The organism is Salinicola sp. V024 (assembly GCF_052645315.1).
This window is the reverse complement of record NZ_JBQXYB010000010.1, coordinates 84,876-107,886: the sequence shown is the minus strand read 5'-3', so window position 1 is coordinate 107,886 and position 23,011 is coordinate 84,876. Positions and strand designations below refer to the sequence as shown.

At 62.4% G+C, this 23,011-nt stretch carries 23 protein-coding genes; 14 read left to right on the top strand and 9 right to left on the bottom strand.

Annotated elements, in window-relative coordinates; genetic code table 11:
- Positions 1 to 112: 112 nt before the first annotated feature.
- From ACUN9V_RS14735 to ACUN9V_RS14720, 4 genes are all read left to right on the top strand, one after another.
- A complete protein-coding gene (locus ACUN9V_RS14735; RefSeq protein WP_110693395.1) occupies positions 113 to 976 on the top strand; it encodes a MurR/RpiR family transcriptional regulator in 864 nt (287 codons plus the stop codon).
- A gap of 43 nt (positions 977 to 1,019) precedes the next feature.
- Positions 1,020 to 2,489 carry an N-acyl-D-amino-acid deacylase family protein gene (locus ACUN9V_RS14730; protein WP_445511956.1) on the top strand — a complete coding sequence of 490 codons (1,470 nt, stop codon included), beginning with the start codon at positions 1,020 to 1,022 and terminating at the stop codon, positions 2,487 to 2,489.
- Between the two features lie 52 nt (positions 2,490 to 2,541).
- Entirely contained in the window at positions 2,542 to 2,934 is a 393-nt protein-coding gene (locus ACUN9V_RS14725; RefSeq protein WP_075560924.1) for a RidA family protein, read from the top strand.
- 188 nt (positions 2,935 to 3,122) lie between these two features.
- Positions 3,123 to 4,616 carry a sodium:solute symporter family protein gene (locus tag ACUN9V_RS14720; protein WP_445511955.1) on the top strand — a complete coding sequence of 498 codons (1,494 nt, stop codon included), beginning with the start codon at positions 3,123 to 3,125 and terminating at the stop codon, positions 4,614 to 4,616.
- A gap of 60 nt (positions 4,617 to 4,676) precedes the next feature.
- Here ACUN9V_RS14720 and ACUN9V_RS14715 read toward each other — a convergent pair whose 3' ends face one another.
- Positions 4,677 to 5,162 carry an ureidoglycolate lyase gene (locus ACUN9V_RS14715; RefSeq protein ID WP_445511954.1) on the bottom strand — a complete coding sequence of 162 codons (486 nt, stop codon included), beginning with the start codon at positions 5,160 to 5,162 and terminating at the stop codon, positions 4,677 to 4,679.
- 401 nt (positions 5,163 to 5,563) lie between these two features.
- Here ACUN9V_RS14715 and ACUN9V_RS14710 point away from each other — a divergent pair, with 401 nt between their 5' ends.
- Positions 5,564 to 6,991, top strand: a complete 1,428-nt coding sequence (locus ACUN9V_RS14710; protein ID WP_445511953.1) for an NCS1 family nucleobase:cation symporter-1 — start codon at positions 5,564 to 5,566, stop codon at positions 6,989 to 6,991.
- Positions 6,992 to 7,019: 28 nt separating this feature from the next.
- On the opposite strand, the gene ACUN9V_RS14705 is transcribed toward ACUN9V_RS14710, so the two are convergent.
- Positions 7,020 to 7,913 (bottom strand): LysR family transcriptional regulator, encoded by an 894-nt coding sequence (locus ACUN9V_RS14705; RefSeq protein WP_332779875.1) that lies wholly within the window; start codon positions 7,911 to 7,913, stop codon positions 7,020 to 7,022.
- A gap of 158 nt (positions 7,914 to 8,071) precedes the next feature.
- On the opposite strand from ACUN9V_RS14705, the gene ACUN9V_RS14700 reads away from it, so the two are divergent.
- The 6 genes from ACUN9V_RS14700 (at position 8,072) to ACUN9V_RS14675 (ending at position 14,282) form a co-directional block, all read left to right on the top strand.
- A complete protein-coding gene (locus ACUN9V_RS14700; RefSeq protein WP_445511952.1) occupies positions 8,072 to 8,785 on the top strand; it encodes an SDR family oxidoreductase in 714 nt (237 codons plus the stop codon).
- A gap of 63 nt (positions 8,786 to 8,848) precedes the next feature.
- Positions 8,849 to 9,901 carry an SDR family oxidoreductase gene (locus ACUN9V_RS14695; protein ID WP_445511951.1) on the top strand — a complete coding sequence of 351 codons (1,053 nt, stop codon included), beginning with the start codon at positions 8,849 to 8,851 and terminating at the stop codon, positions 9,899 to 9,901.
- Between the two features lie 241 nt (positions 9,902 to 10,142).
- Positions 10,143 to 11,099, top strand: a complete 957-nt coding sequence (locus tag ACUN9V_RS14690) for a 4-hydroxyproline epimerase (protein ID WP_445511950.1) — start codon at positions 10,143 to 10,145, stop codon at positions 11,097 to 11,099.
- A 66-nt stretch (positions 11,100 to 11,165) separates the two neighbouring features.
- Positions 11,166 to 12,113, top strand: a complete 948-nt coding sequence (locus tag ACUN9V_RS14685) for a dihydrodipicolinate synthase family protein (RefSeq protein ID WP_445511949.1) — start codon at positions 11,166 to 11,168, stop codon at positions 12,111 to 12,113.
- Positions 12,114 to 12,263: 150 nt separating this feature from the next.
- Complete coding sequence (locus tag ACUN9V_RS14680; protein WP_439302936.1) at positions 12,264 to 12,926, top strand: GntR family transcriptional regulator; 663 nt, start codon at positions 12,264 to 12,266, stop codon at positions 12,924 to 12,926.
- Positions 12,927 to 12,968: 42 nt separating this feature from the next.
- Positions 12,969 to 14,282, top strand: coding sequence for an NAD(P)/FAD-dependent oxidoreductase (locus tag ACUN9V_RS14675; RefSeq protein ID WP_445511948.1), 1,314 nt, complete (start codon positions 12,969 to 12,971; stop codon positions 14,280 to 14,282).
- A 16-nt stretch (positions 14,283 to 14,298) separates the two neighbouring features.
- On the opposite strand, the gene ACUN9V_RS14670 is transcribed toward ACUN9V_RS14675, so the two are convergent.
- The 3 genes from ACUN9V_RS14670 to puuE are packed head-to-tail and all read right to left on the bottom strand — an operon-like array spanning position 14,299 to position 16,752.
- The gene (locus ACUN9V_RS14670) at positions 14,299 to 15,147 is read right to left on the bottom strand and encodes a bifunctional allantoicase/(S)-ureidoglycine aminohydrolase (protein WP_445511947.1); all 849 of its coding nucleotides are present in this window, start codon (positions 15,145 to 15,147) and stop codon (positions 14,299 to 14,301) included.
- 27 nt (positions 15,148 to 15,174) lie between these two features.
- Positions 15,175 to 15,795: a hypothetical protein gene (locus ACUN9V_RS14665; protein WP_445511946.1), complete on the bottom strand. Its 621-nt coding sequence runs from the start codon at positions 15,793 to 15,795 to the stop codon at positions 15,175 to 15,177.
- Positions 15,796 to 15,831: 36 nt separating this feature from the next.
- A complete protein-coding gene (gene puuE, locus ACUN9V_RS14660; RefSeq protein ID WP_445511945.1) occupies positions 15,832 to 16,752 on the bottom strand; it encodes an allantoinase PuuE in 921 nt (306 codons plus the stop codon).
- Positions 16,753 to 16,886: 134 nt separating this feature from the next.
- Here puuE and ACUN9V_RS14655 point away from each other — a divergent pair, with 134 nt between their 5' ends.
- Positions 16,887 to 17,618, top strand: coding sequence for an aspartate/glutamate racemase family protein (locus tag ACUN9V_RS14655; RefSeq protein WP_445511944.1), 732 nt, complete (start codon positions 16,887 to 16,889; stop codon positions 17,616 to 17,618).
- 6 nt (positions 17,619 to 17,624) lie between these two features.
- On the opposite strand, the gene ACUN9V_RS14650 is transcribed toward ACUN9V_RS14655, so the two are convergent.
- The 3 genes from ACUN9V_RS14650 to uraH all read right to left on the bottom strand — a co-directional run bounded on the left by ACUN9V_RS14650 (position 17,625) and on the right by uraH (position 20,251).
- Positions 17,625 to 18,395, bottom strand: a complete 771-nt coding sequence (locus ACUN9V_RS14650; protein WP_445511943.1) for a GntR family transcriptional regulator — start codon at positions 18,393 to 18,395, stop codon at positions 17,625 to 17,627.
- Between the two features lie 111 nt (positions 18,396 to 18,506).
- Complete coding sequence (locus tag ACUN9V_RS14645; RefSeq protein WP_445511942.1) at positions 18,507 to 19,874, bottom strand: 8-oxoguanine deaminase; 1,368 nt, start codon at positions 19,872 to 19,874, stop codon at positions 18,507 to 18,509.
- A complete protein-coding gene (uraH, locus tag ACUN9V_RS14640; RefSeq protein ID WP_445511941.1) occupies positions 19,874 to 20,251 on the bottom strand; it encodes a hydroxyisourate hydrolase in 378 nt (125 codons plus the stop codon). Before uraH ends, ACUN9V_RS14645 begins: the two co-directional genes overlap by 1 nt.
- A 114-nt stretch (positions 20,252 to 20,365) precedes the next feature.
- On the opposite strand from uraH, the gene uraD reads away from it, so the two are divergent.
- Positions 20,366 to 20,905 (top strand): 2-oxo-4-hydroxy-4-carboxy-5-ureidoimidazoline decarboxylase, encoded by a 540-nt coding sequence (gene uraD, locus ACUN9V_RS14635; RefSeq protein ID WP_445511940.1) that lies wholly within the window; start codon positions 20,366 to 20,368, stop codon positions 20,903 to 20,905.
- Between the two features lie 70 nt (positions 20,906 to 20,975).
- Positions 20,976 to 21,905: an IclR family transcriptional regulator gene (locus ACUN9V_RS14630; RefSeq protein ID WP_445511939.1), complete on the top strand. Its 930-nt coding sequence runs from the start codon at positions 20,976 to 20,978 to the stop codon at positions 21,903 to 21,905.
- Between the two features lie 48 nt (positions 21,906 to 21,953).
- Here ACUN9V_RS14630 and ACUN9V_RS14625 read toward each other — a convergent pair whose 3' ends face one another.
- Positions 21,954 to 22,808 (bottom strand): SDR family oxidoreductase, encoded by an 855-nt coding sequence (locus ACUN9V_RS14625; RefSeq protein WP_445511938.1) that lies wholly within the window; start codon positions 22,806 to 22,808, stop codon positions 21,954 to 21,956.
- Positions 22,809 to 23,011 lie beyond the last annotated feature (203 nt).

Genomic DNA, 23,011 nt, shown 5'->3' with positions numbered 1-23,011 from the left:
CACTTCGGGCCAGATACGTCGTCTGCGCCCTTTGGGGTATTTACTAACACACAAAATAAAAATATGTTAGCAACTAACACGTGCCGACTACTCATCGATTACCGAGACCAATGTGAGCCAGCAGATCGACATCCTGTCGCATATCACCGCCTGTCTGCCGAGTCTGCGGGAGGCGGAGAAGAAGGTCGCCAACCTGATCTTCGATGATATCGATTTCGTCGCGGAAGCGAGCATCGGCGAGATCGCCAGGCGCGCCGAGGTGAGCGATGCCAGCGTGACTCGTTTCGCCCGCGCGGTGGACTGCCGCAACGTGCGCGATCTCAAGACGCGCCTGACTCGGGCGCTGGCGGCCGGTCGCCGTTTTATCCAGGAAGCCAGCGAGGACGATGGACTGGGGGTGATCTACGACACCGCCGCCCAGACCCTGGCGCTCAATCGCACGCTGATGGAGCAGGCCGACGTCGAGGGCGCGGTGGCGATGCTCGACGATGCCCGCCAGATTCTGGTGTTCGGTGCCGGCGGCGGTTCGACGGTGATGGCGCAGGAGATGCAGTTCCGGCTGGTTCGTCTCGGCTATGCGATCAGCGCCTATCCCCAGTCGCTGTTGCCGCGCATGGTCGCCTCGACCCTGGAACCCGATGACGTCGTGGTGGCGCTTTCGGTCACCGGCTATACCCCGGAAATCGTCGAGGCGGCCGAGCTGGCTCGCCAGTATGGCGCTCGGGTGCTGGCCGTCACCGCGGCCGGTTCGCCGCTGGCCAAGGTCGCCAATATCACGTTGCCGCTGGCGGCCCGCGAGACCGACTACATCTATTTTCCGTCGTCGTCGCGCTACGCCATGATGGCCGCCATCGACATGCTGGCGCTTGGCCTGGCCTTGCGGCATCGCTCGCGCACTCGCGACAAGCTGCGACGACTCAAGATCACTCTCGATGCCCACCGCGGCGGCGACAACCGCCAGCCGCTGGGGGATTGAGCGCCCAGGAGCGCTCTCCGGGAACCATCATCCAGGAGTCACGATGTCCCACGATTTGTTGATTCGCCGCGCCAGCATCATCGACGGCAGCGGACGCGAGCCTTTCATCGCCGACATCGCGATCGACGACGACAGAATCGTCGCCATCGGCGATCTGGACGGCGAGGAGGCGGGAACGGTCATCGATGCCGAAGGGCTGATTCTCACCCCCGGCTTCATCGATGTGCATACCCATGACGACACCAATGTCATTCGCCAGCCGGAAATGCTGCCGAAACTGTCCCAGGGCGTCACCACGGTAGTGGTCGGCAACTGCGGCATCAGCGCCAGCCCCGTGCGGCTCTCCGGCGAAGTGCCGGACCCGATGAACCTGTTGGGTCGGGCGGAAGACTTCCGCTATCCGACTTTTGCCGCCTATGCCGAGGCGATCGCCAAGGCACAGCCGAGCGTCAACGTGGCGGCGCTGATCGGCCACACCAGCCTGCGCAGCCAGGTCATGGATCGCTTCGACCGGGCCGCCAGCGATGGTGAAATTGCCGCGATGCGCGAACAGCTGGAAATCGCGCTGGCCGAGGGCGCCGTGGGCATGAGCTCCGGGCTCGCCTACCGCAACGCCTATCACGCGCCCACGGCCGAGATGAATACGCTGGTCGAGGCCGTCGGCCGCGCCGGTGGCGTCTATACCACGCATCTGCGTGATGAGTTCGCGGGCCTCCCCGAGGCGATGGACGAGGCCTTCGCCACCGCCAGGCACGGCCAGGCACCGCTGGTGATCTCGCATCTCAAGTGCGCCGGCGCCGGCAACTGGGGCAACGCGCCCAAGGCGCTAGCCAAGCTCGACGATGCCGCGCTATCCCACGGCGTGCACTGCGACTGTTACCCCTACACCGCCGGCTCCTCGACGCTGGATCTGGGTCAGGTCACCGACGAGATCGACATTTTCATCACCTGGTCCGACCCGCATCCGGAGATGGCCCGCCAGCCGCTGAAGGCGATCGCCGAACAGTGGGAGCTGTCGCTGATGGACGCGGCCCGTCGTCTGCAGCCGGCCGGCGCGGTCTATCACAACATGAGCGAGGCGGACATGCGTCAGGTGCTGTCGCATCCGTTGTCGATGGTCGGCTCCGACGGCCTGCCCAACGATCCGCATCCGCATCCGCGGCTGTGGGGCGCGTTCCCGCGGGTACTGGCGCATTACAGTCGCGATCTGAAACTGCTGCCGCTGACCGAGGCGGTGCGCAAGATGACCGGGCTTTCCGCCGCCAACTTCGGCCTGACCGATCGCGGCGTGATCCGTGTCGGCGCCTTCGCTGATCTGGTGCTGTTCGACCTCGACACGCTCGAGGACACCGCGACCTACACCGTGCCGATCGCCAGGGCCGGCGGCATCGAGCTGGTCGTCGTCAACGGCGTGGTCAGCTATCGCCAGGGCGAGGCCAGCGAACATAGGGCCGGACGACTGCTGCGGCGTCAGGTCCGGCTGTCGGCCCGGCCTTCCCGCACCTCATCATGATTTTTACTCGAGTTACCCACCCGATCATTGAGACAACCCAGGAGAAAACCGTATGAGCATCAAACGTTATGGCGTCGAAGGCGGCGTCGGCACCGGTGGCCAGAAACTGCCCTTCGCCCGCGCCACCGAAGCGGCCGGCTGGCTGTTCGTCTCCGGCCAGACTCCGATGACCGACGGCGAAGTCGTCGAAGGCAGCATCGTCGAGCAGTCGCGGCTGGCGTTCGCCAACTGCCTGAAGATCGCCGAGGAAGCCGGCTACGGCGTGGAAGACGTGGTTCACGTCACCGCGGTGCTGACCGACGCGCGTTATTTCAGCTCGTTCAACAAGGTGTTCAAGGAAGTGTTTGGCGATCACCCGCCGGCGCGGATCTGCAGCGTTCAGGATCTGGTCGTCGACTGCAAGGTTGAGGTCGACATCAAGTGCTATCGCGCCGATCGCGCCTGATAAGCGCCTGCGCGTACATATCGCCCGAAAGTTGATCGAATGCGTTGAAGAGACGCTTTGGAACATCTGCAAGAAAGGTGGCCGCGCCCCGGCAAGGGCGCGACCGCAGTGAAAAACCCCATAGGCCATGACATTCCACACTGCTCCGGTCGCGGCAACGACCGGAACGACAATTATAAGAGGTCATTATGAACAGTCACGTTTTCCTCGGGACCTTTATCGCCTACGTGATCATCATGATCGCGTTCGGGTGGTGGGTTTCTCGCAACAGTCGCGGCAGCGGCGACGATTTCCTGCTCGGCGGACGTAGCGTCCCGATCTTTCTGACCATCGGCACCACGGTGGCAACCATGGTCGGTACCGGTTCCAGCATGGGCGCCGTCGGTTTTGGCTACGCCAACGGCTGGGCCGGCGCGCTCTACGGTATCGGCGGTTCCATCGGCGTGATCCTGCTGGCGTTGTGCTTCGCGCCGGTACGCCGCTTCCGCTTCATGACCATGAGCGAAGAGCTTTCCTACTACGTCGGCGCCAACCGTTGGGTGCGCAATATCGTCGCCGTGCTGATCTATATCGCCTGTATCGGCTGGCTGGGCGCGCATATCCTCGGCGGCGGGCTCTATCTGTCGTGGATGGCGGGGATCGATCTGACCACGGCGCGCATTCTGGTCGCGCTGGGCTTCGGTATCTACTGCGTGATCGGCGGCTACATGGCGGTGATCTGGACCGATACCGTGCAGGCCGTGATCCTGTTCGTCGGTTTCATCGTGATGGCGATCATCGCGCTGGTCGAGGTCGGCGGCTTCTCCGGTCTCGGCACCAACATGGACATCGCCTCCACCAGCTTCCTGGGTGTCGACAAGATCGGGGTAGTACCGGCCATCTCCCTTGCCGCCGTCATCGCCGTCGGCGTGCTGGCAACGCCCTCCTACCGCCAGCGGATCTACTCCGGCAATTCGGTCGGCTCGGTGCGCAAGTCGTTCATCATCACCGGCGTTCTCTATCTGTTCTTCTCGATCATTCCGGCGATCATCGGCATGGCGACCCATGCGCTGAACCCTAGCCTCGACAACAGCAACTTCGCTTTCCCGTTTCTGGCCACCGAGATTCTGCCGCTGTGGCTCGGCCTGCTGCTGCTGGTCGCCGGGCTATCGGCGACCATGTCCAGCGCGAGTTCGGATGCCATCGCTGGCGTCTCGATCCTGCTGCGCGACGTCTACGTGCTGTTCACCGGTCACACACCGTCGGCCCGCAAGGTCGTGGGCCTATCACGGCTGGCGCTGGTCGCCACCATCGGCCTGGCGCTGCTGTTCGCGCTGACCTCCAACAACGTCATCAGCTATATCACCAGCATGATCGCGACCGTAATGGCGGGGATGTTCGTATGTGGCGTACTGGGCCGATTCTGGCCACGCTACAACTGGCAGGGCGCCATCGCTACGCTGATCGCTGCGTCTGCCACGTCTCTGGCGGTGATCAACGTGGATAGCTGGACGGCCTTCTGGGGCAACCCCAGTATTCCGGCGGTGCTGGTCGCGCTGGTCGTTGGCGTCGTCGTCAGCCTGGTCACGCCGGCCTCCAAAGTGACTCCGGAGCAGGCGCTCAAGATCATCGATGACGAACGCGAGCGCATGGAGCTGGATGAAGATCCGGCTGCGGCGATCAGCGGCAGCAAATCGGTCTGAGCCAATGGCAAGATGATGCCTTCGACGCCCCGCTCTCTAGCGGGGCGTCGTCGTTCCATGTCATGCCATCAGCACCCGAATCGCCATCGGTCGCTCGTCGAGATTGTCCGAGCCGCCGCGGTCGACGACCAGAAACTCGCCTTCATGCTCCAGCACCGAATGGATCGCATGCCAGGTACCGGCGCGATAGTTGACGCCCTGGCGACCGTCGGTGACGAAGGCACAGACCCTCATCGGATCGATCTCGTATCCCGGCGGCGCCACCACGACGATGAAGCGCTCCTCGTGGAGCGGCATGAACGCCTGGCTGCCCAGCGGATGGCGCTCCAGCAGCTCGATCTCCAGCGGCAACGAGACCGGCTGGCTCACGAACACGCTGATCAGCGGTCGTGACGGCGCGTCCAGAATCTCCACCCGAGCCAGATCGTGATGTCGCTGGGTGCGCCCGTTGTTGATCGGGAAAGCGGCGCTGGTGCGCGCATCGATCACGTCCCCGAACGGCGCGAACGCCTCCGCCGTCAGGGGCCGCGCGGTCAATTCCATCATGATCTCTATTCCCCTTTGGTCAGTTTCAGATGTCGGCCGCAAATGTTGGTTTCGGCTTCCTGAATCCGGCTATCGTACACAAAACCCACCGATACCGTTTCTCGCACCGATAGAGTGCAGAGGAACAATATTTTGCGCCTTGATCATGCTCTGCCACTCATCATGAGCCTCTAAACCTGTTTAATGGTCTCTGTAGAGCGCGCTTTACCGAGATCCAGCGAACAGGTCCTTATGAAACCCCACGGCCTAACGCCTTGGTCTGCGACGTGATTATTCGTCGCCGACCGTCTCCTGCCCAATTGCGACAACCTTAGACCATCGTTAATGGCCAAAATGGCACACATCTTGTATACAAAAAATGTGATCACAATCACAAGACGGCCCCGCGGAGGGCACACGCCATGTCGCAACAACCTCCCGGCTACAGCGATCGGCTCTACAACGCCGACCTGGCGCCAACCACGCAGAACTGGAACTGGTACAACATCCTCGCTTTCTGGCTCTCCGACGTTCACAGCGTCGGCGGCTACGTGGTCGCCGCCAGCCTGTTCGCGCTCGGCCTGGCCGGTTGGCAGGTGCTGATCTCGCTGTTGGTGGGCATCTGCATCGTCCAGATCTTCGCCAACCTGATGGCGAGGCCGAGCCAGAAAGCCGCAGTGCCGTTCCCGGTGATCTGTCGGCTCTCGTTCGGTGTACTGGGCGCCAACATTCCGGCGATGATTCGCGGCCTGATCGCGGTGGTGTGGTACGGCATTCAGACGTTTCTCGCCTCCAACGCCCTGACCATCGTGATCCTGCGCCTGTTCCCCGGCATGGAATCGCTGGCCGGACCCAGCTTCCTGGGGCTCTCCTACCTGGGCTGGATCAGCTTCATGCTGCTGTGGTGTCTGCAGGCGATCGTATTCTGGCGCGGCATGGATTCGATCCGGCGCTTCATCGACTGGAGCGGCCCGGCGGTCTATCTGGTGATGTTCGCGCTCGCCGCCTGGCTGGTGTGGCAGGCGGGCTGGGCCAATATCAGCTTTACCCTGAGCGATATCCAGCTCTCTCCCGGCGAACAGCTGTGGCAGATGGTGATCGCGGCCGCCATCGTCGCCGGCTATTTTGCCGGCCCGACGCTCAACTTTGGCGATTTCACCCGCTATGCGCGCACCTTCGATGACGTCAAACGCGGCAACTTCTGGGGCCTGCCGGTCAACTTCCTGGTGTTCTCGGCGACCACGGTGATGATGGTCTCGGCGACGATTCCGGTATTTGGCGAGATGATCGACGACCCGATCGAGACCGTCTCGCGCCTCGACAACACCTTTATCGCCGTACTGGGGGCCGCGACGTTCGTGACGACGACCATCGGCATCAACATCGTCGCCAATTTCGTCGCCCCGGCGTTCGACTTCTCCAACATGGCACCGAGCAGGATCAGCTTTCGCACCGGCGGCTACATCGCCGCCGTCGGCTCGATCTTTCTGACCCCGTGGAACCTGTTCAGCAACCCGGAGATCATCCACTACACCGTCGATCTGCTGGCAGCGGCCATCGGCCCTCTCTACGGCATCCTGATCATGGACTACTACCGCATCCGCCGCGGGCATATCGATGTCGATGCCCTGTTCAGCGTCGATCCCGGCGGCCCCTACTGGTATCGCAACGGTTTCAATCCGGCGGCGGTGAAGGCGGTGATCGCGGCGAGCGTGATCGGCATCGTGATCAACTTCCTGCCGCTGGGCGATCTCGGGCACTTCTCGGTCTTCATCGGCGGCGCGCTCGGGGCGATGTTCTATTCGATGGCGATGCGCCGCGCCACCGCCGCGGCGGCTGTGGCGTCATGAGCTGAGCAACGCTTTCGGCCTGCCAAGGCTACGGCCGGATATCCGCCAGAGCCGCGACCATAGCATCGAGAAACAGGCGCGTCTTACGCGGTAACTGCTTCCCCATGGGATACAGCGCCATGATCGGCGCTTCGCCGAGATGCCATTCCGGCAGCACACGCTCGATGGTTCCCGCCGCCAGATCGGCGGCGACATCGACCTGAGACTTGATAAGAATCCCCTGGCCCGCCCGCGCCCAATCGTAAGCCGCATCGGCATTGTTGACCGACAGCCGCGTTTGGCCGATCCCGGAAGCGGCTCGCCCGTCGTCATTTATGAGCCGGACGTTCGCGGTGAAGCTGCCATGGCGAATGAAGGCATGCGCCTTCAACGCATCAGGCGTGGTGGGTCGACCATAGCGGTCGAGATATGCGGTCGAGGCCACCAGTATCCGGCGATTGTCCGCCAGTTTTCTCAACCGAAGCGTGCTATCGGCTGGCTGCCCGATGCGAATCGCGATATCCACGCCATCCGCGACCAGATCGACCAGAGAGTCATCCAGTCCGAGCGATACCTTGAGCTGGGGATGGTCCTCGCTGAGCTGAAGCAGGACCGGCGAAACGTGGCGACGTCCGAAAGAAACGGGAGCCACGACCGTCAAGGTGCCGAAAACTTCATCGCGGCCCGAGACCAATCTGGCTTCGCCGATCGCCAAGGCCTCTAAGGCTCGCTCGACATCGTTGCGTAGTCGCTCGCCCTCTTCCGTCGCGGAAAGAGCCCGGGTGGTGCGATGGATCAATTCGACGCCGACACGCTGCTCCAGCGATTTCAGCCGTTTGCTGACAACGGCAACACTGGTATCTAGCTCGCGTGCCGCGGCAGAAAGACTGCCTAAGCTTAATATGTAGCAGAAGGTCTTGAGTTCATTGAGATCATCAAGCACACGACACCTTTATCAACCCATATTTGAATATGTTTCTAACCTAAGACCATTTTTATCGCTCAATGCAACAGCTAAGCTGATTTTCGATCACGGTTGATACGAACAATTCAATCTTTGGCCATCCCCCCTGAATAGAAAGACACGTCGGGAGTCATCATATGTTTTCACTCGAGCAACAGCGCGTTCTCGTCATCGGTGGTAGCTCCGGCATCGGCTTGGCAACGGCCATGAGCGCTGTGGCAGCGGGAGCTGCTGTCACCATCGCCTCACGTTCGCAGGACAAGTTGGACACCGCCGCCGCTCGAATCGCCGGCAGCGTCGAAACTGCGACACTCGACACCAGCGACAATGCAGCCATCGAAGCGTTCTTCGCCAATTATGCGCCTTGGGATCATATCGTTATATCAGCAGCCCAGACTCCGACTGGACCGGTAAGGGAGTTGCCGCTAGATCAAGCCCACGCCGCGCTCGAAAGCAAATTCTGGGGGACATACCGCATTGCGCGTGCAGCATCGCTCAATCAAAGCGGCTCGCTGACGTTCGTTTCCGGCTTTCTTGCCGACAGACCGTCGGCCAGCTCGGTGCTGCAAGGCGCGATCAACGCAGCGCTGGAAGGCTTGGCCCGCGGCTTGGCACTCGAACTGGCCCCGGTACGCGTGAATGCCGTTTCACCCGGCATGATTGATACGCCGTTGTGGCATGGCATGGACGAGGCCAAGCGCAACCGGACCTTCGAAGCGGTCGCTGACGCATTGCCCGTCGGGCGAGTCGGCCAGGCCCAAGATATCGCCAACGCTATCGTTTATCTGATGGCGACCGGCTTCGCTACGGGCTCCACGGTCCGCGTGGATGGCGGCGGCGCCATCGCCTGACGCCCCGCCCCCGAAAACAGCTTCGAACACGATATCGCCAATGCACCATCCAGGAGTCATGTCATGAGCACAGGCACTCAGAATCCCGTTGCCCTTGTCGCCGGCGCCGGCGGAATCATCGGCCATGCTACCGCTCACGAGTTGGCCGACAGCGGCTGGAAGGTACGCGCTCTAGGCCGACGAGACGTAGAAGGTTTCGATACCCTCAAGGCCGATCTCACCGACCCCGAGACCACACGCGAAGCCCTGAAACGGGCGGCCGACACGACGCATGTCTTCTATGCGGCGCTAAAGCCGGGAGACGATCTCGCCAAGGAAGCGGAAGAGAACGGCCAGATGCTGGCCAATCTCCTCGATGGGCTGAAAGCCGTCGGCGCACCGCTCCAACGTGTCGTGATCTACCAGGGGTTCAAGATCTACGGTATTCATCTGGGAGCCAAGGTTCGCACGCCCGCGCGTGAATCCGATCCGCCGCACATGCCACCCAACATCTACCAATCACAAGAGGCTCAGCTCAGCGCGCGTGCCGAAAAGGCGGACTGGGACTTTGTCGCGTTGCGGCCAGACGTGGTGGTGGGCGATATCCATGGCAATCCGATGAACATCGCACTGGTGATCGGCGTCTATGCCGAAATTTCTCGCGCGCTGGGGATTCCGCTTCGATTCCCCGGCAGCGACAAGGCGTTCCAGCAACTCGTGCAGACCACCGATTCCGCCCTGCTCGGACGCGCCAGCCGCTGGGCCGCTCTACACGCGCCGGGTGGCGAAGCCTTCAACGTCACCAATACCGATACCTTCCGCTGGGAGCGGATGTTTGGCGACGTCGCCAGACATCTCGGCATGCCATCTGCCGAACCGGTGCCGCTGAACCTTAAGACGCACATGGCTGACAAGGGCCCGCTCTGGCGCGAGCTGGCTTCAAAGCACAATCTGGTGGAGCCGGACCTCGCCAAACTCGTTGGCTGGGGATTTGGTGACTTCATCTTCCACACTGAAACCGACGTCGTCTCCGACACCAACAAGATCTACTCCGCGGGTTTCACCGAACGCATGGATTCGAGTCAGTCGCTGCTGGCCGCCATCGATAGACTCAAGGCCCAGCGAATCATTCCTTGAGCCTGCATGCCGCAGGAAAACGGGATTCTCGAAAGGGCGTGATTCACGCTGAGATCTTCTCTCCTTTCCTGGTCTTCTCTTGCCGGCGCCTTTGGCGCCGGCTTTTTCGTTTTCCCTTTGTCATACGGTATGACTTCACATCGCGCCATGAAGATTGTATAAAATCTACAATATTGGGAAATTCATGCGTTCGGTGCCTGCCGAACGTTTCGCAGGTCCGCTCAGATCGGGGGAAACCAGCATGAAGCGAATCCACGTCATCGATTCCCACACCGGGGGAGAACCGACGCGCCTGGTCATGTCCGGCTTCCCGGCGCTGCCCGGCGACACTCTCGTCGAGAAGCGCGACGCGCTGCGGGAATCCCACGACCACTGGCGGCGCGCCTGCCTGCTGGAGCCACGTGGCAATGACGTACTGGTCGGCGCGCTCTACTGCGAACCGGTTACGCCAGGCGCGACCTGCGGCGTGATCTTCTTCAACAACTCAGGCTACCTGGGCATGTGCGGCCACGGCACGATCGGTCTGGTGGCATCGCTGCATCATCTCGGAATGATCGCGCCCGGCGAACACAAGATCGACACCACCGTCGGTCCGGTCAGCGCCACGCTGCACCAGGACGGCACGGTGACGGTGCGCAACGTGCCCGCCTATCGCTACCGCCAGCGCGTGCCGGTCGAGGTGCCGGGCTACGGCGTGGTGCATGGCGATATCGCCTGGGGCGGCAATTGGTTCTTTCTGGTCGGCGAGCATGATCAGACGGTAACCCTGGCCAACGAGGAAGCGCTGACGGCCTTTACCTGGGCGATCCGCCAGGCCCTGGACACACAGGCAATCACCGGTGAAAACGGCGGCCACATCGATCATATCGAGCTGTTCGCCGACGACGCTGGCACGGAAAACCCGGCCGATAGCCGCAACTTCGTGCTCTGCCCCGGCAAGGCCTACGACCGCTCCCCCTGCGGCACCGGCACCAGCGCCAAGCTGGCCTGTCTCGCCGCCGACGGCAAGCTGGCTCCCGGCGAGATCTGGGTCCAGGCCAGCATCACCGGCAGCCGCTTCGAGGGACGCTATGCATGGGAAGACCAGGCGCAGGGCATGGTGCGCCCGTTCATTACCGGCAGCGCTTACATGACCGCCGATGCCACCCTGCTGATCGACGAAAACGATTCATTTGCCTGGGGTATCACTGCGTCGTAGCCATACGGGAAATAGCCATCCGTAGGCTCATCCCGACAGATCATCAACAGATTCCAGAGGACAACCATGAACGACTCCATCTTTACCGGCTGCATTCCTGCCCTGATGACCCCCTGCACCGCCGATCGCACGCCCGACTATGGCGCGCTGGTTGCCAAGGGACGCGAGCTGGTCGATCTCGGCATGCGCGCGGTGGTCTACTGCGGCTCGATGGGCGACTGGCCGCTACTGAGCGAGGCCGAACGCCAGGAAGGCGTGGCGCGACTGGTTGCCGCCGGCGTACCCGTCATCGTCGGTACCGGCGCGGTCAACTCGAAGGAAGCCGTCTCCCACGCCGCCCACGCGGCCAAGGTCGGCGCCCAGGGGCTGATGGTCATTCCTCGCGTGCTCTCTCGCGGTACCGCGCCCGCGGCGCAGAAGGCGCACTTCTCGGCGATTCTGAAAGCCGCCCCTGAGCTGCCGGCGGTGATCTACAACAGCCCCTATTACGGCTTCGCCACCCGCGCCGAGCTGTTCTTCGCGCTGCGACGCGAACATCCCAATCTGATCGGATTTAAGGAGTTCGGCGGTGCAGACGACCTGCGCTACGCGGCCGAGCACATCACCTCCCAGGATGACGACGTCAGCCTGATGGTGGGGGTCGATACCCAGGTGTTCCACGGTTTCGTCAACTGCAACGCCACTGGCGCCATTACCGGGGTCGGCAATGCGCTGCCACGGGAAGTGCTGCAGCTGGTCGCGCTGAGCCAGAAAGCCGCCAAGGGCGATCCCCAAGCCCGGCGCCTGGCCCAGGAGCTGGAGTCCGCGCTGGCGGTGCTCTCCTCCTTCGATGAAGGCGTGGATCTGGTGCTTTTCTACAAGTACCTGATGGTACTCAACGGCGACAGCGCCTACGAACTGCACTTCAACGAAAGCGATGTCCTGAGCGATGCGCAGCGCCGCTACGTCGATACCCAGTACGCGCTGTTCCGAGAGTGGTATGCGCAGTGGTCGGCGCAGCTCGACGCGGCGTGAGCCGGTCTTGCCGCCACACCGATCTTGCCACACCGATCGTGCAACGCTGATCTTGCAACGCTGATCTTGAAGAGAGCACGGGCCTGAAAAGTCGGCGGGAGCCATATGGATTGCATACAATATCCAGATTCTGCGAAACGACGAGACTTCATGGCGACTTTCAAGACCCGAGCCCAGTACGTAGCGGACGATCTGCGCGAACGCATTCTCGGCGGCGAGTTCAAGGGTGGCTCCCAGCTACGCCAGGATGCGCTGGCCAAGGATTACGACGTCAGCCGCATCCCCGTCCGTGAGGCACTGCTGACGCTGGAGTCCGAAGGGCTGGTGGAATTCCACGCCCATCGTGGCGCTTTTACCACCGAGCTCTCCGTGGCGGCGATTCGCGAGCTGTTCGACCTGCGCGTGCTGCTCGAGACCTACGTGCTGCGTTACGCGATTCCGAACCTGACGACGGCGGATCTCGATCACGCCGAAAGCATCCTGCGCCAGTACGATGCGGCGCTCGACTCCGGCAGCCAGATCGACAACTGGAGCGACTACAACTTTGCGTTTCATCACGCCCTGTACGCGCCCTCGAAGCTACCGGAAACACTGGCCATGATTGGCCAGCTCAACACCAAATCCGGGCGCTATATCCGCATGCAGCTGGTCTACACCCGCGAGATCGAGAAGGCGGAAGCCGAGCATCGCCAGCTTCTGGAGCTGGCCCGCCAGGGCGATGTCGACAGAACCTGCCAGTTGCTGGAAACCCACATCAAGGACGCCGCGGAAGGTATCGCGGCGGTGCTGGAAAAGAGTCTGCGCAACGCCTGATTCGTCAGCCTTTCCCCTATTGCCCCGGTCGTGAGGTAGCGCATGTCGGACCCATCTCATCCTGTTCCGCCTGAGACAGAGAGCAATGCCGACATCATCATTGTCGGGGCCGGTCTCGTCGGTGTCACCAGCGCCCTGGCGCTGGCGCGTCAAGGTCACCGTGTGCTGGTGCTGGACAAACAGGAGCCGGGACGTGGCGCTTCCTACGGTAACGCCGGACACATGGCCACGGAGCAGGTCTTCCCGATCGCCGATGCTTCAATTCTCAGATCGCTGCCCGGCATGCTGATGGACCCGATGGGGCCACTGCGGCTGGACTGGAAATACCTGCCCCGGGCGCTGCCGTGGCTGACCCGGCTGGTACTGAATCTGCGCCCGGCGCCTTTTCGCCAAAGCGTTGCCGGTATCCGCGCCCTCAACGAACGCAGCCTGGCGGCGTGGCAACGCCTGCTGGCATCGGTCGATAGCAGCCACCTGCTCAAGGCGGACGGCTCGCTGCTAGTCTACGAGAAGCCGGAGTCGCACTCGAAGCTCGAAGCGCTCGAGTCGCGCATGCGCGAACAGCAGGTGCCGGTCGAGCTTTGGGATAGGGACGCGATTCAGCGCGCGGCGCCGAAGCTCTCGGACGCGCTGCAGGGCGGGCTGTTCTTTCCCGCCACGGGCCACGTGCTGGATCCGTGGCGGGTGGTCACCACCCTGATGGAAGCTGCCCGGCGCGAGGGCGTTCGTTTCCAGCAGGAAACCGTGCAGTCGACTCGGTTGACCGCGAAAGGCGTCGCCGTGACGACCAATGCTGCCGAACGCGAGGCCGGGCAGGTGCTCGTCGCCTGTGGCGCCCACTCGGCGGCGTTGACCGCCCAGCTCACCGGCAAGCGCGTACCGCTGGATACCGAACGCGGCTATCACCTGATGCTGCCCCGCGAGTCCGACCGTCTGCCCTTCGCGGTCACATCATTGGAGCGCCGCTTCATCATGACGCCGATGGAAACCGGCCTCAGGCTCGCTGGCACCGTGGAGTTCGCGGGACTGGAGGCACCGCCCAACATGGGGCGAGCGTGGCAGTTGCATCGCCTGAGCCAGGGCCTGTTCAAGACCGATCTCGACGCCGAGGACGCGACGCCGTGGATGGGCTTTCGCCCGTCGCTGCCGGACTCGCTGCCGATCATCGATCGCGTGTGCGACGGCCGTGTGCTGCTGGCGTTCGGCCACCACCACCTGGGGCTGACCCAGTCGGCAATCACCGCAGAGCTGATCGCCGATCTGGCCGGCCCCGGCGAACACGCCACGTCCGTCACGACGACCCACCGCGACGACCTGCCACCACTGGAGCCCTATCGGCTTTCCCGCTTTGGCTGAAAGCGGTTGATCGCCGTCAGGACAGGCTGAGCTTCATGTGTCGATTGACGTCCTTGTAGAGCAGGTAGCGGAACGGCTCCGACCCGGCGGCATAGCAGGATTGCGGGCAGAAGGCGCGCAGCCACATGTAGTCGCCGGCCTCGACCTCGACCCAGTCCTGGTTGAGGTGATAGACCGCGCGGCCCTCGAGCACGTAGAGCCCGTGCTCCATCACGTGGGTCTCATCGAAGGGAATCACGCCGCCCGGCTGAAAGGTGACGATGGTCACGTGCATATCGTGGCGCAGATCCGCGGGATCGACGAAGCGCGTGGTCGCCCAGCGCCCGTCGGTATCCGGCATCGGCGTCGGCGCGATAGTCTGCTCGTTGGTCACGAACGCCGGCGGTGCGTCGATACCTTCGACGAATTCGTACGCCTTGCGGATCCAGTGGAAGCGCACCGGAGTATCGCTCGCGTTGCGAAGTTGCCAATCGCAGCCCGGCGGCAGATAGGCGTAGCCGCCCGGTGCCATCTCGTGCGTCTCTCCCGCGATAGTCAGCGTCATCTCCCCTTCGACCACGAACAGCACGCCTTCGGCGCCACTGTCCGGCTCCGGGCGCTCGCTGCCGCCGCCGGGGGAGACTTCCATGATGTACTGGGAAAAGGTTTCGGCGAAACCGGACAGCGGCCGCGACAGTACCCATAGCCGGGTCTTTTCCCAGTGCGGCAGGAAACTGGTGACGATGTCGCTCATCACGCCCTTGGGGATCACCGCATAGGCCTCGGTGAAGACCGCGCGACCGTGGATCAGCTGACTCTGCGGCGGCAAGCCGCCGTGGGGGGCGTAGTAGGTTCTATCGGGCGTGTCGTGACTGCGTTGCGGCATGCTCTCTCCCCTAGTAAATAAATGATTCTACGATCTACTTGCTTTCGCACGCTGTATTTTTATTGCACTATGATATGGCCAATTCAACGAGCTAAAAATCAACGCCGCGAAGAGCAGCAAAACACCACCACCTAATAAACCTAAAAACCTTAATTTATCGTCAAACAGAGAAATAAATGCGACTAAAAAGACTAATAATGCATATACACCAACCAAGTAACTAAATGCGCTTACCACCCATCTCCAAATCACGTCTTTCGACCGAATTTTTACATCAATTGAATCTTTTCGTTGAACTAGGTAAGGATAGGCTCTTCTGAGATTGTGCCAGCCTATGAGGCTCTGATGAGCTTTATAAAACCGAAAAAGAGAATTACGCATCCCTGCACAAGCATTTATGCGATAAATTTTTTTAAAAATATATCCATCTATATATTCTTCTATATGCTCCTTTGAGTCCTGCGTTATATCGACACTTTGAGATATGTTGATCAAATGATCGATATTTTTATGTTTTTGCTCATGAAAATGAATAAATATTTTGGACGGCTCTTTTTTAACAAGATAGATAAGCGCCAACGTAACGATTGCTGTTCCAAAACCTTCGAGTCCTAAATTACTGACAATACCTTCTAATTGCTCCCACATAATTTATCCTTAAATTCCATACGAGTTACGACATCGTTATCTAGCGTGCACCGTCGCCCAGTGACGGGCGATATCCACACGCCGAGTTATCCACACCCGGTCGTGCGTTTCGAGATAATCGAGGAAGCGCTGCAACGCCCGAAACCGCCCGGGGCGACCGACCAGCCGGCAGTGCAGCCCGATCGACAGCATCTTCGGCGTCTCCGCGCCTTCTGCGTAGAGCACGTCGAAGGCGTCGCGCAGATACTGGAAGAACGGTTCGCCGTGATCGAAGCCGGTCGGCGAGGCGAAGCGCATGTCGTTGGTATCCAGCGTGTAGGGGACGACAAGATGCTGATGGGTATTGCCCTGGCTGTCCTCAGCCGGCATCCAGAACGGCAGGTCGTCACCGTAGTAGTCGCTGTCGTAGAGGAAGCCGCCCTGGTCGAGCAGCAAACGCCGGGTATTGGGGCTGTCTCGGCCGGTGTACCAACCCAGCGGCTGCTCGCCGTAGAGCAACTGGAAAATGGCCAGGGCGCGCTGAAGATGCTCGCGCTCGACCGCTTCCGGCACGTTCTGGTAGTGGATCCAGCGATAGCCGTGGCAGGCGATTTCATGGCCCAGCTCATGGAACGCTTTGGCCACTTCCGGGTTGCGCTCCAATGCCATCGCCACGCCGAAAATCGTCAGCGGCAGACCGCGGCGCTCGAACTCGCGCAGCACGCGCCACACCCCGGCCCGCGAGCCGTACTCGTAGATCGACTCCATGCTCAGGTGGCGGTCAGGATAGGCGTCGGCACCGGCGATTTCGGACAAAAACTGTTCGGAATGGCTATCGCCATGCAGGACGCTGTTTTCGCCGCCCTCTTCGTAGTTGAGCACGAACTGCACGGCGATGCGCGCCCCGCCCGGCCAGTTGGCGTGCGGTGGCGTACGGCCGTAACCGATCAGGTCGCGAGGATAGTCTGGAGAGAGCATGCGCAACGCCTTTTTGTCTTTCGTCGAGATGCCGGTTTCGGACCGGCCTTCATCGATATTGTATTCAAAATCGGTTATTTTTGTGGACAAAACAAACCTATCGCGATTTTCTCGCCTCGCCAAGGTGGCATGCCATGCAGATCCACGTCATCAACCCCAATACGACCGCCAGCATGACCGACAAGATCGGTGCCTGCGCCAGCCGCGTGGCCGCGGAAAGCACCCGGATCCATGTCAGCCAGCCGGATAGCGGGCCGGTATCGATCGAAAGTCACTTCGACGAGGCGATTAGTGCGGTCGGCGTACTCGAGGAGATTCGCCGGGGTGAAGCGCTGGGCATGGACGCCTATGTCATCGCCTGCTTCGGCGATCCGGGCCTGCTCGCCGCCCGCGAGCTGACTCGCGCTCCGGTCATCGGCATCGCCGAAGCGGGCTTTCACCTGGCGACGTTGATCAGCACGCGCTTCTCGGTCGTCACCACACTCACGCGCACCGCGATCATCGCCGAACATTTGCTCGACCAGTACGGCTTCCGCCATCACTGTCGCCGAGTCCGAGCCACCGACCTGCCGGTGCTGGAACTGGAGAATCCGGCGGGCAACGCCTATCAGGCGCTGCTCGACGAGTGCCAGCGGGCGAAAGATAACGACGGCATCGGTGCCATCGTGCTCGGCTGCGGCGGCATGGCCGATCTCACCGAGCGGTTGACGCATGACCTCGGCATGCCGGTGATCGAAGGCGTCAGCGCCGCGGTGAAACTGGCGGAATCGCTGGTATCGCTGGGCCTGGGCACCAGCAAGCACGGCGATCTCGCCTTTCCGCGACCCAAGCCGTTCAGTGGGCGCTTCGCCGATTGGGGCAAGTAGTCGAATCTAGCCAGAGCCTTGGCCGAAGATCGCTCTTAAGTCCGGCGCTTCATCGGTGCTCTCCTCGATCGACAGCGACGCCTCGATCGCCTTGAGATGACGCTGCATGAAGGCCACCGCGCGCTCCTCCTTGCCGGCTTCCAGTAGCGCGATCAACTCGTCGTGATCGTGGGATTCGCAGCCCAGATGCCCCGAATCCCCATAGACCGCAAGGATCAGCGACGAGCGCGAGCAGAGCCGTTCGATGAACTCCGCCAACGGCGTATTGCCCGAGAGTTCGGCCAGACGCTGGTGAAACTGGGCGGAAAGCTGAATGGCGCGGCTCTGCTCGCCGCTGCGCAAAGCCTGGCGCTCGCTCGTTGCCAGCGTGCGCAACGCCTTGGCGTCGGCCGGTTTGAGGCGGCGGGAAACCCACGGCATCAGCTGGCATTCGACCAGCTGGCGCGCAGCGAACACGTCCCGCGCCTCCTCGATCGTGGGTCGGCTGACGCTGGCGCCCCGGCGTGGTGTCAGCGTTACCAGATACTCGAGCGCCAGTCGCTGGAGAATCTTGCGAATGCCGGTGCGGCTGACCCCGAACACTTCCGCCAGCGCGTCCTCGCGCAGCCGCGCACCCGGCTTGAGACGGTGCTCGACGATCGCCTCGCGAATCTGCTGATAGATCGTTTCGTGACGTTCGGCACCGTCGCCGGCCTTGCCCGCGCCGCGACTGCGTCCGCTCGCTTTGCTGTTTCGTCGTTCATCCTGCGCCGTCGCTGCGTTTGCGCTCGTTGCCATCGTTGTTCGCTCCACCCAGCGTGCGTCTTCCACATCCCTCGACCGATGAGCCGATTGTATACGCCGGTCCTGGAGATGACAGCCTCGGGATGGCCGTCGCCCCCGGGGCCGTCAAGCCTCCACCAGCCGCCGGGCGCAGACGTTATGCCTCGCCACCATGGCATCGAGATCATGGCCGAGGAGTTGGCCATTCTCGACACGGCGCACGCCGTTGACGATCGACAGATCGACGCTCGGCGGCTGGCAGAACACTAGCGACGCCAGCGGGTCGTGAATCGCGCCACCCGCCAACGCCAGTGAGTCGAGCCGGTAGCCGATGATGTCGGCGGCCTTGCCCACCGCGAGTTGGCCAATATCGTCTCGGCCCAGGGTGGATGCCCCACCGCGGGTGGCGAACCACAGCATTCGGCGCGCGGTGAACTCGCTCATGTCACCCTGCAGCCGGCCCAGCAGCATTGCCTGGCGCGCTTCCGCCAGCAGGTGCGAGCCATCGTTGGAGGCGCTGCCATCGACCCCCAGACCGACGCGCATGCCGGCGCGATGCATCGCCATCACCGGGGCGATTCCGGAGCCGAGCCGCATGTTGGAACTGGGGCAGTGCGCGGTACCGCAGCAGTGGCCACCCAGCCGCGTGATCTCGTCTGCATGCGGATGCACCATGTGCGCGAACCAGACGTCGCTGCCGACCCAGCCGACCTGCTCGGCGTATTCCACCGGCGTGCAGCCGAAGCGTTCGCGGCAGAAAGCTTCCTCGTCCCGGCTCTCGGCCAGGTGCGTATGCAGATGCACGCCGTAATGGCGGGCCAGCGCGGCGCTCTCGACCATTAGCTCACGGGAGACCGAGAACGGCGAGCAGGGCGCGACCACGATGCGGGTCATCGCTCGCTCGGACGCATCGTGATAGCGCTCGATGGCGCGCTGGGTATCGTCGAGAATCGCCCGCTCCGATTCCACCACGCTGTCCGGCGGCAGCCCGCCCTGGGATTCGCCCACCGACATCGAACCGCGCGAGGCGTGAAAGCGCAGCCCCAGCTCGGAAACCGCCGCGATCTGATCGTCGATGCGCGCCCCGTTGGGCCAGATATAGGTGTGATCGGCTGCCGTGGTGCAGCCCGACAGCAGCAGTTCGGCCGCGGCGATCTGGCTGCTGGCGTGAAGCGATTCCGGATCGAGCCGCGCCCAGATCGGGTAGTGGGTCACCAGCCAGTCGAACAGCTCGGCGTTCTGCCCGGCAGGAAGGTTGCGCGTCAGGGTCTGATAGAAGTGATGATGCGTGTTCACCAATCCGGGCAAAAGCACATGACCCCGCGCATCGATGACGACGTCGGCCGGCCCGGCTCGCTCTTCTGTCAGCGCCTCCGCCGGGCCGATGGCGACGATGCGATCGTCCTCCAGCCGGATACTGGCGTTGCGCAACTCGCGCTGGGTATCGTCGAACGTCGCGATCAGCTCGGCGTTATGGATCAGCGTCGTCGTCATCAACTACCTCGGTACGCCGAGTAGCTGTACGGCGATAACAACAACGGCACGTGATAATGCTCGTCGGGAGAGTCGACGATGAACTGCAGCGGAATCCGATCGAGAAAACGTCCAGCGGATTGCTGACCGGCGCCTAGGGAGTCGGCGTCCAGATAGTCACCAGCGTGAAACAGCAATTCGTAGATCCCTGCGGTAAAGTCCGCGCCTTCCAGCAGCGGGCCATCGCAGCGGCCGTCGGCATTGGTTACGACATCGGCCAGCTTCAGACGGGTCCCGCCCTCCAACCGATAGAGTTCGATGCGCAGATCGCTGGCGGGGCGACCGCGGGCCGTGTCCAGCACGTGCGTGGTCAGATAACCTTTGAGGGTGTCGCTCATGATGACCTCGATGGAGTGACGGGCGCGGCAGGCTCGAAAACAGTGGATTGCCGAGCGCGCAAGGCGTTAGCCTCATTCAAATGTGTTTGTATACAAAGGTCAACCGGAGGCCCCATGACCCCAGCGCTTCTCTCCCCACGGCCCAGCCAGCTGGACCGCGCCACCTTCATTGCCAGCTATGGCGAGATCTACGAACACTCGCCGTGGATCGCGGCGCAGAGCTGGGATCTCGGCCTCGATGAGGCCCAGGATACCCCCGCCGGACTGGCAGAGCGGCTGCGCCGGCAGGTGGATGCGGCCTCGGCCGATGCCCAGCTGGCGCTGATCCGCGCTCACCCGGATCTGGCCGGTAAGGCGGCGATCGGCGGCGAGCTGACGCAGGATTCCCGCAGCGAGCAGGCCGGCGCGGGGCTCGATCAATGCACCGCGGAAGAGTTCGCACGCTTCGAGCGGCTCAATCACGCTTACCGTGAACGCTTCGAGTTTCCCTTCGTCATCGCCGTTCGCGGGCTCGATCGCCATGCGATCCTCGCGGCGTTCGAGACGCGCCTGCATCACTCGCCCGAACAGGAACGCCGCACCGCCATCGATCAGATCCACCGGATCGCGCGGCTGCGCCTGGAGCAGCGAGCCACCGAAAGTCGTAGCCGATAGCGCACAGACACCACCGGATCGAGCGGTTATCCTGAGCGCCTGATAAAGGCGATCATGAGAGCGGCGACGGGTGACGGACGAAGAGCAGAACCGGGCGACTGAACAGCAGCGGCATCGGGCGACTGAACGGCAGCAGGGGCGGGCGACTGACACGCAGCAGGATCAGCAAACAGAACCCAAGCGGCGATCGGTCGGTCGACCGGCGGGCGGCGCCAAGAGCAGCGGCGGGCACAGCCAGTCTCTGGTCCGGGGTCTGACCATTCTGGAGGGTCTGGCGGCGGCGCCGGATGGGCTGGCGCTTTCCGATATCGCCGAAGACGTCGAGCTGGCGCCCTCGACCACCCACCGCCTGCTGCAGGCGCTGTTCCATCAGGGCTTTATCACCCAGGACGTCGAAAGCGGCCTGTGGAAGATCGACGTCAAGACCTTTCGCATCGGCAACAGCTTTCTCGAAGCGCGGGACTTTGTCGCCACCGCCCGCCCGTTCTTGCGCCGACTCACCGCCACCAGCGGTGAAACCGCCAATCTGGGTATCCGCGACGACGGCATGGTGGTCTATCTCGCCCAGAGCGAGTCCAAACAGATGATGCGCATGATCACCCGTCTCGGGTCTCGGGCGCCGCTTCACGCCTCCGGTGTCGGCAAGGCGTTGCTGGCGTGGATGCCACCCCAGGAGTTCGAGCAGATCGTCGCCGGGCGCACGCTCGAGGGCGAAACGCCCAATACGCTGACCGATGTCGATAGGCTGCGCGACCAACTGGTCGAGATTCGACGCCAGGGCTACGCCGTCGATCGCGAAGAGCATGCCATCGGCCTCAACTGCGTCGCCGCCACGCTCCACGATGAAAGCGGCCTGCCGCTGGCCGCCATCTCCGTTTCCGGACCGGTGGCGCGCATCGACGACTCCCGCCTGCCCGAACTGGCCGCACTGGTAGCAGAGACGGCCCGCGAGATCACCGCCAAGATCGGCGGCAAGACGCCCCCCGAGCCGCCAGCATAGGTTGGGGCCGAAAAGTCGCCGAGCGCAGGTACTTTGCGCCCGGGACCCTCAGGTATTCAGGATCACGCCGCCGTTCAGGTGAATCGTCTGGCCGGTCATGTAGGAAGACTCCTGGCTGGCCAGATAGACATAGGCCGGGCCCATCTCGCTGGGCTGGCCGGCGCGCTTCATCGGCACCTGACCACCGAAGCCCTCGACCTTCTCGTCATCGAAACTGGCTGGAATCAATGGCGTCCAGACCGGCCCCGGCGCGACCGCGTTGACACGGATCTCGCGCTCCACCAGCGACTGCGCCAATGAGCGCACCAGCCCCTGAATCGCACCCTTGGTCGACGAGTAATCGATCAGCGTGGCGTTGCCCTTGAAGGCATTGACCGACGAGGTCGCGATAATGGTATCGCCAGCGCCCATATGCGGCAGGGCTTCACGCACGAAATAGAAATGGCTGAAGATGTTGGTGGCAAAGGTGCGCTGCAGCTGCTCGTCGGTGATTTGCGTCACGTCGTCCCAGTCATGCTGCTCGGCAGCGTTGTTGACCAGAATGTTGAGCCCGCCGAGTTCGCTGCGCGTGCGCTCGACCGCCTCGCGGCAAAATGCGGAGTCGACCACGTCACCTTTGAGCAGCAGACAGCGCTGACCTTCGGCTTCGACCAGCGCCTTGGTGTCTTCCGCATCGCGATCTTCATCGAGGTAGACCACGGCGCAGTCGGCCCCTTCGCGGGCATAGTGCACCGCTACCGCACGGCCGATACCGCTATCGCCGCCGGTGATCAATGCCACCTTGCCCTTGAGCTTGTCGGTACCGCGATAGTCATCGCGGATGAACTCCGGCTCGGGCTGCATGTCGTGCTCGTCGCCCGGCTGGTGAGTCTGATGCTGCGGGGGAAAATGCGATTCTGACATCCTGGCTCCCTCCTGAATGGAATCGAATGAAACCGTGTCTATCGAACAAGACAACGTCTGCTGGCCGAGAAATCCTCCAATGGATTGGCCCGGCGCCCCCTGAGCATAGAAAGCCTGCAGGTTTTGTCCAAACCTCTGTTTTAACTTTTAACTCAAGTTAATCATGTGAAATGAACTGCCTGTCCTCGGCGAAGGTCACCTTG